Genomic DNA, 12,196 nt, shown 5'->3' on the forward strand with positions numbered 1-12,196 from the left:
TCCCTGTTATTGCCCCGACCGGCCAGCTAACAAAACCCCCGAACAGGTGACGCAACCAAAAGGGAGAGAGACCGATGAAGGTTCTCGTGCCAGTGAAGCGCGTGATCGACTACAACGTGAAGGCCCGCGTGAAGGCCGACGGTTCCGGTGTCGATCTGGCGAACGTCAAGATGTCGATGAATCCCTTCGACGAGATTGCGGTTGAAGAGGCGATCCGTCTGAAGGAGGCCGGCAAGGCCGCCGAGGTGATCGCGGTCAGCATCGGCGTGAAGCAGGCGGCCGAGACGCTGCGCACGGCGCTGGCGATGGGTGCGGACCGGGCGATTCTGGTGGTTGCGGCCGATGACGTGCACCAGGACATCGAACCGCTGGCCGTGGCCAAGATCCTGGCCGCGGTGGCGAAATCCGAGGGCGCCGAGCTGGTGATCGCGGGCAAGCAGGCGATCGACAACGACATGAACGCGACCGGCCAGATGCTGGCGGCGCTTCTGGGCTGGGGCCAGGCGACCTTTGCCAGCAAGCTCGAACTCGAGGCCGGCAAGGCCAAGGTCACGCGCGAGGTCGATGGCGGGCTGCAGACGATCGAGGTCGCGCTGCCGGCGGTGGTCACCGCCGACCTGCGCCTGAACGAGCCGCGCTATGCCTCGCTGCCCAACATCATGAAGGCCAAGAAGAAACCGCTGGACGAAAAGACCGCGGCCGATTTCGGCGTCGATGTCAGCCCGCGGCTCGAGGTGGTCTCGACCCGCGAACCGGCCGGCCGCAGCGCCGGCATCAAGGTAGGCTCGGTCGACGAGCTGGTCGCGAAACTGAAAGAAGCGGGGGTGATCTGATGGCTGTTCTTCTGCTGGGTGAAGTCACCGGGGGCGAATTGAACCGCGACGCGACCGCCAAGGCGGTCAATGCGGTGAAATCCCTGGGCGACGTGACCGTGCTTTGCGCCGGGGCGCAGGCCCGGACCGCCGCCGCCGAGGCCGCCAAGATCGCGGGCGTCAGCAAGGTGCTGGTGGCCGAGGCCCCGCTTTACGGCCATCGCCTGGCCGAACCGACTGCGGCGCTGATCCAGTCCCTGGCCGGCGATTATTCCCATATCGCGGCGCCCGCGACGACCGACGCCAAGAACATCATGCCGCGCGTCGCCGCTCTGCTCGACGTGATGGTGATCTCGGATGTCTCGGCGGTGATCGATGCCGACACGTTCGAACGCCCGGTCTATGCCGGCAACGCCATCCAGACGGTGCGTTCGAAGGATGCCAAAAAGGTCTTCACCCTGCGCACGGCCAGCTTCGACGCGGCCTCCGAAGGCGGCGCGGCCAGCCTGGCCGAGGCCGCCCCGGCCACGGACCCGGCGCTGTCGATCTGGCTTGCCGACGAAGTCGCGGCCAGCGACCGCCCGGAACTGACCTCGGCCAAGCGCGTGGTCTCGGGCGGGCGCGGCGTCGGCTCGAAGGACAGCTTCGCGGTGATCGAGAAGCTGGCCGACAAACTTGGCGCGGCGGTCGGCGCCTCGCGCGCGGCGGTCGACAGCGGCTATGCCCCGAACGACTGGCAGGTCGGCCAGACCGGCAAGGTCGTGGCCCCCGAGCTTTACGTCGCGGTGGGCATCTCGGGCGCGATCCAGCACCTTGCGGGCATGAAGGACAGCAAGGTCATCGTCGCCATCAACAAGGACGAAGAGGCCCCGATCTTCCAGATCGCCGATTACGGCCTGGTCGGCGACCTCTTCACCCTGGTGCCGGAACTGACCGACAAGCTCTGAGCTTCACCGTTTCGGAAAATACCCCGGGGGAGATCCCGAAGGGATCGGGGGCACAGCCCCCACCCCACCCAAACCCGGAAAAACCGTCCGTCACACGGACGGTTTTTGCATTGATGCAACACCGGCGTTGCGCCTATCGTCCCGGCGATAGCGCAAGGGGAAGTCATCATGGCAATTCAATCGGTGGGCGTGATCGGCGCCGGTCAGATGGGCAACGGCATCGCCCATGTCTTCGCCCTTGCGGGCTACGACGTGCTGATGACCGACATCTCGCGCGACGCCATGGACAAGGCGCTGTCGCTGATCGACCGGAACCTTGAACGGCAGGTCAGCCGCGAGAAGATCTCGGCCGAGGACAAGGCCCGCGCGATCGGGCGCATCCGCACGACGATGAATCTGGCCGACCTGGGCCAGTGCGATCTGGTCATCGAGGCCGCGACCGAACGTGAAACGATCAAGCAGGCGATCTTCGAGGACCTGCTGCCACATCTGAAGCCCGAGACGATCCTGGCCTCGAACACATCGTCGATCTCGATCACGCGGCTTGCCAGCCGGACGGACCGGCCGGGGCGCTTCATCGGCGTGCATTTCATGAACCCTGTCCCGGTCATGCAGCTGGTCGAACTGATCCGCGGCATCGCCACCGACGAGGCGACCTATCGAGAGCTGGCCGATGTCGTCCACAGGATCGGCAAGACCGCCGCCAGCGCCGAGGATTTCCCCGCCTTCATCGTCAATCGCATCCTGATCCCCATGATCAACGAGGCGGTCTATACGCTTTACGAGGGGGTGGGATCGGTCAAGTCCATCGACGAATCGATGAAGCTGGGTGCCAACCACCCGATGGGCCCGCTGGAACTGGCCGATTTCATCGGTCTGGACACATGCCTTGCGATCATGAACGTGCTGCATGACGGGTTGGCCGATACGAAGTATCGCCCCTGCCCGCTTCTGGTGAAATATGTCGAGGCCGGGTGGCTGGGCCGCAAGACTGGGCGCGGCTTCTATGACTATTCCGGAGAAACTCCGGTCCCGACCCGGTAACCGCATCCCGGGCTGCCGGGGCGCTGCCCCGGACCCCGGGGTATTTGCAAAACGGTGAAGATCAGGTCTTGCGGCCGATGCGGGGCTCGGTCCCCGCGACGATGCGGGTAATGTTCGCACGGTGGCGCAGGAAGATCAGGGCCGCCATGAAAGCCGTGACCCCGGCCATGCGCGCCCCGTCCAGCCATAGCGCGATGAAGGGGGCAAGCACCGCCGCGACCAGCGCCGACAGCGACGAGATCCTGCCGATCACCGCCGCGAGCAGCCATAGCCCACAGGCGGCAAGCCCCAGCCGCCAGTCGAGTGCAAGAAGCGTCCCGAGGAAGGTGGCGACGCCCTTTCCCCCCTTGAAGCCCAGCCAGACCGGGAACAGGTGCCCAAGGAAAGCGGCCGCGCCCGCGATCATCGCGGCGTCCGGCCCGGCAAGCCAGCGGGCAAGCAGCACCGCGGCCGCGCCCTTTCCGGAATCGAGCAGCAGTGTCGCCAGGGCGGCAGGCTTGTTGCCGGTGCGCAGGACGTTCGTCGCGCCGATATTGCCAGAGCCGATCTTGCGCAGGTCGCCCAGACCCAGCGCGCGCGCGATGACAAGTCCGAACGGGATCGAGCCGAGCAGGTAGCCCAGAATGGCCCAAAGGATCATGCCGATGCCTCCTCGCCAAAGACTCGGCGGCCCGCGACCCAGGTACCCAGCACCTTGCCCTGCATCCGCGCCCCGTCAAAGGGCGTGTTCTTGGATTTCGAGACCAGGGTGAAGCGGTCAAGAACGAAGGGCGAATGCGGGTCGAAAAGCACGAGGTCGGCCGGAGCTCCCGCGACGAGCCTCCCGCCATCCAAACCAAGACGTCGCGACGGGTTCAGCGACATCGCGCGCCAGAGCTGCGGCAGGCTTAGCCCGCCGGAATGGTAAAGCCGCATCGCCGCCGGCAGCAGCGTCTGCAAGCCCACCGCCCCCGGCGCAGCCTCGGCAAAGGGCAGGCGTTTCGATTCCTCGTCCTGCGGGGTGTGGAAGCTGGCGATCACGTCGATCACGCCATCGGCCACCGCCTCGATCATGGCAAGGCGGTCATCCTCGGCGCGCAGGGGCGGGGTGAAGCGGAAGAAGGTGCGATAATCGCCGACATCGAATTCGTTCAGCGTCAGGTGGTGAATCGAGATCCCCGCCGTGACGTCAAGCCCGGCGTCGCGTGCGCGCTGCAAGGCGGGCAGGCTGGCCGCGACGGTGATCTGGTCGGCGTGGTAGCGCGCCCCGGTCATCGCGACCAAAGCAAGATCGCGGTCCAGACCCATCACCTCGGCCATGGGCGAGACGGCGGGCAGCCCGTAAAGCGAAGCGAACTTGCCGCTGGTCGCGGCGGTGCCGCGCGACAGGACCGGCTCCTGCGGGTGGCCGACGATCAGCGCGCCCAGACCCCTTGCATAGGTCATGCAGCGCGACATCAGTCGCGTGTCCGCGATGACGCGGACGCCGTCGGTAAAGGCGACCGCGCCGGCATCCTGCAGGAAGGACATCTCGACCATCTCGCGCCCGCCGCGATCGCGGGTCAGGGCGGCCATGTGTCGGATGTTCACCGGCGCATCCGCGGCACGTCGCGTGGCAAATTCCAGCGACTCGGGCGCGTCGATTGGCGGCAGGGTATCGGGCCGGGCAATGATGGTCGTGACCCCGCCCGCCGCCGCGGCCAGACCCGCGCTGCGGAAACTTTCCTTGTGCCGTTCGCCCGGCTCGCCGATCTTGACGCCCCAGTCGACAAGACCGGGGGCCAGGTACTTGCCGCCGCAATCGATCAGTTCGGCCCCCTCGGGTGCCTCGACATTGACGGCATCGATGCGGCCATCGCGGATCGTCAGCGCGCCGATTTCATCCGTCAGGCCCTCGGGATCGATCAGGCGTGCGTTCTGGAAATGCAGGATCATGCGGGTACCTTTTCGCGATTGGCCCGGATTTCGCGCGCCTGCGCGTCGGCAGCAGACAGGCGCATGGCTTTGATGGATGACAGGTGATTGAGAGGAAGAGCCGTCAGCGGATCCCGCCCTTTGAAAGGACCGCGCGCACGCGAACCGCGACGCGCAAGCTTGACCTGCGCCGCCGGGACGCGACCCGCCGTGATCACGCCATCATCTCCGAGGCTTTCGCCCCGCGTTCGGCGCGCAGGTTCCGTGCCAGCAGGTCCATCGCGGCCATGCGGACGGCGACGCCCATCTCGACCTGGTCCTGGATCACGCTGCGGTTGATATCGTCGGCGATGGTGCCGTCGATCTCGACCCCACGATTCATCGGGCCGGGATGCATGACGATCGCATCGGGCGCGGCCAGTGCCAGCTTGTCGTGGTCAAGGCCCCAACGGTGGTAATATTCGCGCTCGGAAGGGATGAAGCCGCCGTCCATACGCTCTTTCTGAAGACGCAGCATCATGACGACATCCGCGCCCTTCAGCCCCTCGCGCATGTCCTCATAGACCTCGCAGCCCCAGTCGCGGGCCCCGGCGGGCATCAGCGTGGCCGGGCCGACAAGGCGCAGGCGATTCTCCATCTTGCCCAGCAGGAACAGGTTCGAGCGTGCGACGCGGCTATGTGCGATGTCGCCGCAGATGGCGACGGTCAGGCGGTGCAGCCGCCCCTTGGCGCGGCGGATGGTCAGCCCGTCCAGCAGCGCCTGCGTCGGATGCTCATGCCGGCCGTCGCCTGCGTTGATGACCGCGCAATTCACCTTCTGCGCCAGAAGGTCGACCGCGCCCGATTCCGGGTGGCGGACGATCAGCAGGTCCGGATGCATGGCGTTCAGCGTCAGGGCGGTGTCGATCAGCGTCTCGCCCTTCTTCACGCTGGAGGTCTGCATCGACATGTTCATCACGTCGGCCCCCAGCCGCTTGCCCGCCAGCTCGAAGCTGGACTGGGTGCGGGTCGAGTTCTCGAAGAACATGTTGATCTGGGTCATGCCCTCCAGCGCATCCGAATGTTTCACGGTGCGTCGGTTCAGGTCGACATAGGTCTCGGCCAGGTCGAGAAGCGTGGTGATCTCGGCCGGGGCGAGCGGCTCGATCCCCAGAAGATGGCGGGCACGGAACATGGCTTGGGTCCCCCGGTTCGGTTGCGGGTTATATGGCAAATGCCGCGCTTGGCGGCAAGCAGCCACGCGGCGCTTGCCGCGAGCATCCTGCCCCTTGTCTTTGCGCCTGATTTGGCCCATCGCGGAAAGCATGAACGATATGAACGGCATTGTCAGCTTCGTCTCGTCGGGGCCGGGTGATCCCGAGCTTCTGACGCTGCGCGCCGTCAAACGGCTGCAGACTGCGGATGTCGTCCTGTTCGACGACCTTGCCTCGGGGCCGGTGCTGGATTGCGCGGGCCCGGACGCGCTGCGCATCGCGGTCGGCAAGCGCGCGGGTCGGCCCTCGGCCAAGCAGGAGCATGTGAATGCGCTGCTGGTCGAACATGCGCAGGCGGGCCGACAGGTCGTTCGGCTGAAATCCGGCGATTCCGGTGTCTTTGGCCGGCTTGAGGAAGAAATCGCCGCCCTGCGCGCGCATGGCATCCCGTTCGAGATCGTGCCCGGCGTGCCATCCGCCATGGCCGCGGCCGCGGTCGCCGGATTGCCGCTGACCAGGCGGCTGACCGCACGGCGGCTTCAGTTCGTGACCGGGGCCGATGTGACCGGCGGTCTGCCCGCAGACCAGAACTGGGCGGCGCTGGCCGATCCCCATGCCACGACGGTTGTTTTCATGGGGCAGCGCACCTTTCCCGCGATGGCGGAACAACTGATCGGCCACGGCCTGCCGGCTGCTACCCCTGCGCTTTTGGCCGAGGCGGTCGGCCATCCGCACCAGCGGCTGGTGCGCACCACCGTGGCGGGGCTGGCGGCGCTGTTGCAGGCCGAAGGCCCAAGCGCCCATCCGGCGCTGATCCTTTACGGCCCGCTGGCCGAGAGCAACTAGGCGAAATCGCCGATCTCCGGCTCCGCCCGGTTGCGCCTGCCGCCACCGGGACTATTCTGTCCCCCTGATACAGGAGCGGTCATGCTGGGCTTCGTCACCATCGATCATCGGGCGGGCGCCGCCGACCGGCTTCTGGCCGAGATCGCGGATGCGCTGGAAACAGGGGGGCTGCGGCTGGCCGGCGCGATCCAGGTCAACCTGGACCACGGCCCGGACCGCGACTGCGACATGGATCTGCGAATCCTGGGCGACGGCGACGATGCGCCGATCCGCATCTCGCAAACGCTGGGAACCTGCTCCGAAGGCTGCCGCCTTGATACCGGCGCGCTGGCCCGCGCCGTCGGCCGGGCCGAAGCGGTGCTGGCGCAGGGCGCGGATCTGGTGATCGTGAACAAGTTCGGCAAGCAGGAGGAGTTTGGCCGGGGCTTTCGCGAATTCATCGCCAGCGCCCTTGCGCATGGCATCCCCGTCCTTCTGTCCGTCCCGGCCGAACAGTTGCCTGCCTTCCATGCCTTCGCGGGAGACATGGCCGAACCGGTGCCCCCTGAAGGGGCACTGGATTGGTGCCATGCCCGCATCGGGCGCGCAGCATGACCGAAAGCATCGACGCGCGCGGATTGCTGTGCCCATTGCCGGTGCTGAGGCTGCGCAAAAGGCTGATCCCCCTGCCCCCCGGCGCGCGTGTCACTCTGCTGGCGACCGACCGCGCCGCGATGATCGACGTGCCGCATTTCTGCACCGAAGGCGGGCACCGCCTTGTCGCCACCCGCGACATCGGCGATGGCGGAACCGAATACACCGTCGAACGCGGAACCGATGCTTGAAATCTTTCTCAAGACCCTGCCCTTTTTCCTGCTGATCGGCACCGGCTGGCTGGCCGGCCGCGTCGGACTGTTCCCGCAAGAGGCGACTGCGTGGCTGACGAAATTCGTCTTCTACTTCGCGTTGTCCGCGATGCTGTTCCGGTTTGCGGCGACCGTGGACATCGACCGGCTTTTCGATCCGGCCTTCGTTCTGGCCTATCTGTGCGGGACACTGGCGCTTTGGGTGGTCGCGATGGCCGTGGGCCGCTGGCGACGCCTGCCGCTGTCCGAAGCCGGAATGGAGGCGCATAGCGCGATCACCGGAAACACCGGCTTTCTGGGCGTGCCGATGCTGGTCGTCTTGCTGGGGCAGCAGGCGATCGGGCCGGTCCTGATGGTGCTGACGATCGATCTGGTGCTGTTTTCGACCGTCATCACCTTGATCGTCACCGGCGCGCGCCAGGGCCGCATCACTGCAGCGACCATCCTGCCGCTGGCGCGGGGGATCGCGGCAAACCCGATGATCGTCTCGATGGTCGCGGGCCTTGTCTGGGCGCGGCTGCATCTGCCGATGCCGGCCCCACTGGACGAATTCCTGTCCCTTCTTGGGGGCGCGGCGACGCCCGGCGCGCTGTTTGCCATCGGCGCCAGCCTTGCCGGTCGCTCGGCCGAGCGGCTGGGCCCGGCGCTGTGGCTGAGCGGAGCGAAGCTGTTCCTGCATCCGCTGGCGGTCGGCGTCGCGGCACTGGCGCTGTTCCACGTCGACCCTTTCGCGGCAGGGGTGATGATCGCCGCGGCAAGCCTGCCGGTCGCGGGGAACGTCTATATCCTCGCGCAGCATTTCGGCGTCGCGCCGCATCGGGTTTCGACCGCAATCCTGATCTCGACCGCGGCCAGCATCGCCACGGTCCCTGTCGTCATTCACTGGATCACGAAAGGCTAGACCATGCTCGGCATCTCGGAACTGCGGCTGACGAATCTTTTGCTGGCGGTCGATGACGATGGCATCGCCACGGTCACGCTGAACCGCGCAGCCAAGCGCAATGCCCTTGACGCAGAAACCATCGAGGAGCTGATCGGTGTCTTTACCGCGCTGCCATCCTCGGGTGCGCGGGCCGTGGTCCTGCGGGCCGAGGGGCCGCATTTCTGCGCCGGGCTGGACCTTGTCGAGCATGGCCGCGCCGAACGCACCCCCGCCGAGTTCATGCGCCTGTGCCTGCGCTGGCACGAGGCATTCAACAAGATCGAATATGCCGGGCTGCCGGTCATCGCGGCCCTGAAAGGCGCGGTGGTCGGCGGCGGGCTTGAACTCGCCTCGTCCGCGCATATCCGCGTGATGGACGAGACCACCTATTTTGGTCTGCCCGAGGGGCAGCGCGGCCTGTTCACCGGCGGCGGCGCGACGATCCGCGTGCCCGCGCTGATCGGCAAGGCCCGCATGGTCGACATGATGCTGACCGGCAGGCTTTATTCCGGGGATGAGGCCGTGGCCGTCGGCCTGGCGCAATACCGCGTCCGCGACAGCGAGGCCAAGGCGCTGGACCTGGCCCGGCAAAGCGCCCGGAACACGCCCCTGTCGAATTTCGCGGTCTGCTCGGCGATTTCGCACATGCAGAACATGTCGGGTCTGGACGCCGCCTATGCCGAGGCGATGGTGGCGGGCATCGTGAACACGCAGGACGCGGCCAAGGACAGGCTGGACGCCTTTGCCCGCGGGACCGCACACAAGATCGCCCCGGACTAATCGACCGGGCGGATCAGCTTCTTTTCCAGAATGCGCAGGACATTGGCAAGGTCGTGGCCGCGTTTCAGGATGCGCCCGTCCATGCCGATGACCGCGTATTGCCCCTGCGCGCCGCGCAGGCGCGGCCGCTTTTCGATCCGATACAGCGGGTGTTCGGCAGCACGGCGAAAGACCGAAAAGACCGCGACCTCGCGCAGGAAGGACATGGCGTAGTCCCGCCATTCCCCCGCCGCGACCATCCGACCATAGACCGACAGGATCAATCCAAGCTCGGACCGGTCAAAGGCGACCCGGTCATGCTGCGAGGAAATGCCGAAGGGCGCATTCATCATGACGAAATGGTGACATCTCGCGCCGCGCCGATCAATCGAAAAGGCGCGCGCGCCTGCGGCCGCGGCCCGCCATGCGCGACAGCGTGCCGTCGCGCCACATGCCCTCGTGCAGCCCGACCATGACGACATGGCCCGCGATCAGCGCCAGCATCAGCCAGCCCAGCTCTCCGTGCAGGGCATTGCCGAAGCCGACCATCCAGCCGATCTGGGGATCCTGCGCGGCAAAGATCTGGAAACCGAAGGGGGCAAAGACGCGCTCGGACCCATAGGCGCGCAGCAGGGCCGCAAGCGGCACCAGCAGCATCACCGCGTAAAGCGCCAGGTGTCCCGCCCGCGCCGCGACACCCATCAACCCACCGCCATGCGAGGGCCGGTTGCCGCGGTTCGCCACCGCCCACAGAGCGCGCAGCACGATCAGCACGAACAGCACCGTCCCGACCTTCTGATGCGAGCCGGTGAAGAAGGACACAACCGGCGTGCGCCCCAGGATAAGCTTCAACCCCATTCCCAGGAACTGCCAGGCCAGCAGCGCCGCCATGGACCAATGCAGGGCGCGCGTCAGGCGCCCGTAACGCGTGCTGGTGTCTCGCAGGGGCAGGCTTCCGGCCCGATCGGATGGGTGCATAATGGTGCCCGCTAAAAAGTTGACTGAAATTCCATGTCAACCTAGGGCCAGCCGCGGACCAGGGGCAAGCCTTGACGCCCTCGCTCACGTCGATGTGGTCGGACGAAGACATCGTCACGACGGATTCCGCTGCAATCGCTGCGGGGGTGACAAGGATGTCAGGAGGAGGTCCCGGGGCGCTCCGGCAGGAGCCTAAGCCCAGGCTGCAGCGGTCCATGGCTTTCGCGCAAGGCTCGATCGCTGCTCGCAGGCAAGGCTGGTGGCGCCGAACGACGCCGGATCCGGGAAACTTCAGTTCGCGCGCTGACGCGACCGGAAGGGCAGCGGCGCGACGGGAATGCCGTCTTCGATCAGGCTGCGCGCGTCCTCGAGCTTCGCCTCGCCATGAATGGCGCGGGCGGGGGCATCGCCCTCATGGATGGCGCGCGCCTCGGCCGCAAAGGACATGCCGACATAGTCTGAATTTTCCTCGATATGCCGGCGAAGCTTGTCCAGCGCGGCCTCTTCGGGGTTGCGGGCCGTATGCAGATCCCCGGACGGTTTGGAACGCGACGTGGCTATTCCGGGCGCCATCAGCACCTTTTCGACCACCGTCGATCCGCAAAGCGTGCAAGCCACCTGTCCCGCGCTCCGCAAGGTCTCGAACCCTTCGGAAGATCGGAACCAGCCATCGAATTCATGGCCCTTTTCGCAGCGCAGGTCATAGCGGATCATCGTCGATTCCTTTCCCTGCAGATATCGGTTCTGGCAGGGTCTTATGCAAGGCCGCCATGCGCGAGGTCCAGGATCCGTGCGACCAGTGGTTGTGGATCGCCCGCCCGCGACAGCAGCATTTCGCGCGCGGTCTTGCCCATTCCCCGCTGGCGCCGCGGGTCTTGCGCCAGCTCGACCAGCCGGGCCGACAGATCGGCCGCGGTGCAGCCCATCGCCGCGCCCGCCGCATCAAGATCGGCGTAGTCGGCGGCGTGGTTCGAGACATGCGGCCCATGCAGGATCGCGCAGCGCCAGGCACCCGGTTCCCACGGGGTATGGCCGCCATGATCCGCAAAGGAACCACAGGTGACGCAGATACCGGCGGCGGCATACCAATCTGCCATCTCGCCCAGCGTGTCGGCCAGCAGGATCTGCGCGTCCAGATCTCCGCCCGTACTGCGGCGGCGGAAGGCAATGCCCCGCGCGGCCAGGCGCGCCGCGACGGCATCCCCCCGTACCGGATGGCGGGGTGCAAGGATCAGCCGCAATCCGGGCACGATCTCGCGCGCGGCAAGATAGGCATCCAGCACGATCTCGTCCTCGCCCTCATGGGTGGACGCGGCCAGCACGGTCTCGGCGCGATCCGGCCCGTCATGGGGCGGCTGGATGCGCGCCGGGTCCAGAAGCTTCAGGTTCAAGCGGCTGCCGATCGCATCGGGGGGCAGGCCCAGCTGCATCAGGCGCTGTTCGCTGCCGGCATCCTGCGCCGACAGCAGGTCGATGCGTTCCAGCATGGGTCGGATCAGACGCGGCAACCGGGCCCAGCGCTCGGCCGAGCGGGCTGAGATGCGCGCACCCACCACCACCTGCGCCACGCCCAGTTCATCCGCCATGACCGAGCGGTTGGGCCAAAGCTCGTTCTCGACCGTGACCAGCACCGAAGGCTCGATCCGGTCAAGGAAGCGGCCCACGGCCTGCGGCACGTCCAGGGGCGCCAGAACCGCCGTCCATCCCAGCTTGCTGGCCAGAGCGCGACCGGTCGTGCTGTTGGTGGTCACGGTCAGGCGGCTTTGATCAGCCAGCGCCTCGGCCAGCAACCGGGCCGAGGTCAACTCGCCCACGCTGGCGGCGTGAAGCCAGATCCCCCCCGGCACGACCTCGGGGCCGGTCAATGCAAGGCGTTCGCGCCAGTCCGCGCCCGTCATCGGGGCGGTCAGGCGCAGGGCCGTACCGGCAAGCGCAGTCGCGCCGCGCCAGATCATTG

Annotated in this window: 15 protein-coding genes; 8 read left to right on the forward strand and 7 right to left on the reverse strand. The window is 66.9% G+C overall.

Annotated features, from left to right (window positions below; all coding sequences use genetic code 11):
• Positions 1-74 precede the first annotated feature (74 nt).
• From ACO2Q4_RS18365 to ACO2Q4_RS18375, 3 genes are all read left to right on the forward strand, one after another.
• Positions 75-833: an electron transfer flavoprotein subunit beta/FixA family protein gene (locus tag ACO2Q4_RS18365; RefSeq protein ID WP_395131461.1), complete on the forward strand. Its 759-nt coding sequence runs from the start codon at positions 75-77 to the stop codon at positions 831-833.
• Positions 833-1,759: an electron transfer flavoprotein subunit alpha/FixB family protein gene (locus ACO2Q4_RS18370; RefSeq protein WP_311757746.1), complete on the forward strand. Its 927-nt coding sequence runs from the start codon at positions 833-835 to the stop codon at positions 1,757-1,759. Before ACO2Q4_RS18365 ends, ACO2Q4_RS18370 begins: the two co-directional genes overlap by 1 nt.
• A 168-nt stretch (positions 1,760-1,927) precedes the next feature.
• Positions 1,928-2,803 (forward strand): 3-hydroxybutyryl-CoA dehydrogenase, encoded by an 876-nt coding sequence (locus tag ACO2Q4_RS18375; RefSeq protein WP_423321050.1) that lies wholly within the window; start codon positions 1,928-1,930, stop codon positions 2,801-2,803.
• A gap of 61 nt (positions 2,804-2,864) precedes the next feature.
• Here the strand turns inward: ACO2Q4_RS18375 and plsY are convergent, their stop codons facing one another.
• The 3 genes from plsY to ACO2Q4_RS18390 all read right to left on the reverse strand — a co-directional run bounded on the left by plsY (position 2,865) and on the right by ACO2Q4_RS18390 (position 5,870).
• Positions 2,865-3,443 (reverse strand): glycerol-3-phosphate 1-O-acyltransferase PlsY, encoded by a 579-nt coding sequence (plsY, locus tag ACO2Q4_RS18380; RefSeq protein WP_423321052.1) that lies wholly within the window; start codon positions 3,441-3,443, stop codon positions 2,865-2,867.
• Positions 3,440-4,717 (reverse strand): dihydroorotase, encoded by a 1,278-nt coding sequence (gene pyrC / locus ACO2Q4_RS18385; protein ID WP_311757749.1) that lies wholly within the window; start codon positions 4,715-4,717, stop codon positions 3,440-3,442. The genes plsY and pyrC overlap by 4 nt, the downstream gene beginning before the upstream one ends.
• A 193-nt stretch (positions 4,718-4,910) precedes the next feature.
• Positions 4,911-5,870 (reverse strand): aspartate carbamoyltransferase catalytic subunit, encoded by a 960-nt coding sequence (locus ACO2Q4_RS18390; RefSeq protein ID WP_311757750.1) that lies wholly within the window; start codon positions 5,868-5,870, stop codon positions 4,911-4,913.
• A 139-nt stretch (positions 5,871-6,009) separates the two neighbouring features.
• On the opposite strand from ACO2Q4_RS18390, the gene cobA reads away from it, so the two are divergent.
• From cobA to ACO2Q4_RS18415, 5 genes are all read left to right on the forward strand, one after another.
• On the forward strand, positions 6,010-6,735 hold the full coding sequence (gene cobA, locus ACO2Q4_RS18395; protein WP_423321108.1) for a uroporphyrinogen-III C-methyltransferase: 726 nt from the start codon (positions 6,010-6,012) through the stop codon (positions 6,733-6,735).
• Positions 6,736-6,816: 81 nt separating this feature from the next.
• Complete coding sequence (locus tag ACO2Q4_RS18400; protein WP_311757751.1) at positions 6,817-7,329, forward strand: DUF2478 domain-containing protein; 513 nt, start codon at positions 6,817-6,819, stop codon at positions 7,327-7,329.
• Positions 7,326-7,559 (forward strand): sulfurtransferase TusA family protein, encoded by a 234-nt coding sequence (locus ACO2Q4_RS18405; protein ID WP_311757752.1) that lies wholly within the window; start codon positions 7,326-7,328, stop codon positions 7,557-7,559. The genes ACO2Q4_RS18400 and ACO2Q4_RS18405 overlap by 4 nt, the downstream gene beginning before the upstream one ends.
• Entirely contained in the window at positions 7,552-8,481 is a 930-nt protein-coding gene (locus tag ACO2Q4_RS18410; protein ID WP_423321055.1) for an AEC family transporter, read from the forward strand. The genes ACO2Q4_RS18405 and ACO2Q4_RS18410 overlap by 8 nt, the downstream gene beginning before the upstream one ends.
• Positions 8,482-8,484: 3 nt before the next feature.
• Entirely contained in the window at positions 8,485-9,282 is a 798-nt protein-coding gene (locus tag ACO2Q4_RS18415; RefSeq protein ID WP_423321057.1) for a crotonase/enoyl-CoA hydratase family protein, read from the forward strand.
• On the opposite strand, the gene ACO2Q4_RS18420 is transcribed toward ACO2Q4_RS18415, so the two are convergent.
• From ACO2Q4_RS18420 to ACO2Q4_RS18435, 4 genes are all read right to left on the reverse strand, one after another.
• A complete protein-coding gene (locus tag ACO2Q4_RS18420) occupies positions 9,279-9,611 on the reverse strand; it encodes a DUF2794 domain-containing protein (RefSeq protein ID WP_311757822.1) in 333 nt (110 codons plus the stop codon). The two genes, ACO2Q4_RS18415 and ACO2Q4_RS18420, sit on opposite strands and share 4 nt — an antisense overlap.
• Before the next feature lie 34 nt (positions 9,612-9,645).
• Positions 9,646-10,239 (reverse strand): cytochrome b, encoded by a 594-nt coding sequence (locus ACO2Q4_RS18425; protein ID WP_423321059.1) that lies wholly within the window; start codon positions 10,237-10,239, stop codon positions 9,646-9,648.
• 291 nt (positions 10,240-10,530) lie between these two features.
• Positions 10,531-10,953, reverse strand: coding sequence for a DUF1178 family protein (locus tag ACO2Q4_RS18430; protein WP_311757756.1), 423 nt, complete (start codon positions 10,951-10,953; stop codon positions 10,531-10,533).
• Positions 10,954-10,994: 41 nt separating this feature from the next.
• Positions 10,995-12,194, reverse strand: a complete 1,200-nt coding sequence (locus ACO2Q4_RS18435) for a 3-deoxy-D-manno-octulosonic acid transferase (RefSeq protein WP_423321061.1) — start codon at positions 12,192-12,194, stop codon at positions 10,995-10,997.
• Positions 12,195-12,196: the final 2 nt, after the last annotated feature.

The organism is Paracoccus sp. KR1-242, from assembly GCF_049446195.1.
GTDB classification, from domain to species: domain Bacteria; phylum Pseudomonadota; class Alphaproteobacteria; order Rhodobacterales; family Rhodobacteraceae; genus Paracoccus; species Paracoccus broussonetiae.

Bases quoted from the DNA above. Each gene is read 5' to 3' on its own strand.
- ACO2Q4_RS18410 (WP_423321055.1), top strand. From the start codon at position 7,552: ATGCTTGAAATCTTTCTCAAGACCCTGCCCTTTTTCCTGCTGATCGGC.
- ACO2Q4_RS18375 (WP_423321050.1), top strand. From the start codon at position 1,928: ATGGCAATTCAATCGGTGGGCGTGATCGGCGCCGGTCAGATGGGCAAC.
- ACO2Q4_RS18405 (WP_311757752.1), top strand. From the start codon at position 7,326: ATGACCGAAAGCATCGACGCGCGCGGATTGCTGTGCCCATTGCCGGTG.
- cobA (WP_423321108.1), top strand. From the start codon at position 6,010: ATGAACGGCATTGTCAGCTTCGTCTCGTCGGGGCCGGGTGATCCCGAG.
- ACO2Q4_RS18420 (WP_311757822.1), bottom strand. From the start codon at position 9,611: ATGAATGCGCCCTTCGGCATTTCCTCGCAGCATGACCGGGTCGCCTTT.
- ACO2Q4_RS18370 (WP_311757746.1), top strand. From the start codon at position 833: ATGGCTGTTCTTCTGCTGGGTGAAGTCACCGGGGGCGAATTGAACCGC.
- ACO2Q4_RS18400 (WP_311757751.1), top strand. From the start codon at position 6,817: ATGCTGGGCTTCGTCACCATCGATCATCGGGCGGGCGCCGCCGACCGG.
- pyrC (WP_311757749.1), bottom strand. From the start codon at position 4,717: ATGATCCTGCATTTCCAGAACGCACGCCTGATCGATCCCGAGGGCCTG.
- ACO2Q4_RS18430 (WP_311757756.1), bottom strand. From the start codon at position 10,953: ATGATCCGCTATGACCTGCGCTGCGAAAAGGGCCATGAATTCGATGGC.
- ACO2Q4_RS18415 (WP_423321057.1), top strand. From the start codon at position 8,485: ATGCTCGGCATCTCGGAACTGCGGCTGACGAATCTTTTGCTGGCGGTC.
- ACO2Q4_RS18390 (WP_311757750.1), bottom strand. From the start codon at position 5,870: ATGTTCCGTGCCCGCCATCTTCTGGGGATCGAGCCGCTCGCCCCGGCC.
- ACO2Q4_RS18435 (WP_423321061.1), bottom strand. From the start codon at position 12,194: ATGATCTGGCGCGGCGCGACTGCGCTTGCCGGTACGGCCCTGCGCCTG.
- plsY (WP_423321052.1), bottom strand. From the start codon at position 3,443: ATGATCCTTTGGGCCATTCTGGGCTACCTGCTCGGCTCGATCCCGTTC.
- ACO2Q4_RS18365 (WP_395131461.1), top strand. From the start codon at position 75: ATGAAGGTTCTCGTGCCAGTGAAGCGCGTGATCGACTACAACGTGAAG.
- ACO2Q4_RS18425 (WP_423321059.1), bottom strand. From the start codon at position 10,239: ATGCACCCATCCGATCGGGCCGGAAGCCTGCCCCTGCGAGACACCAGC.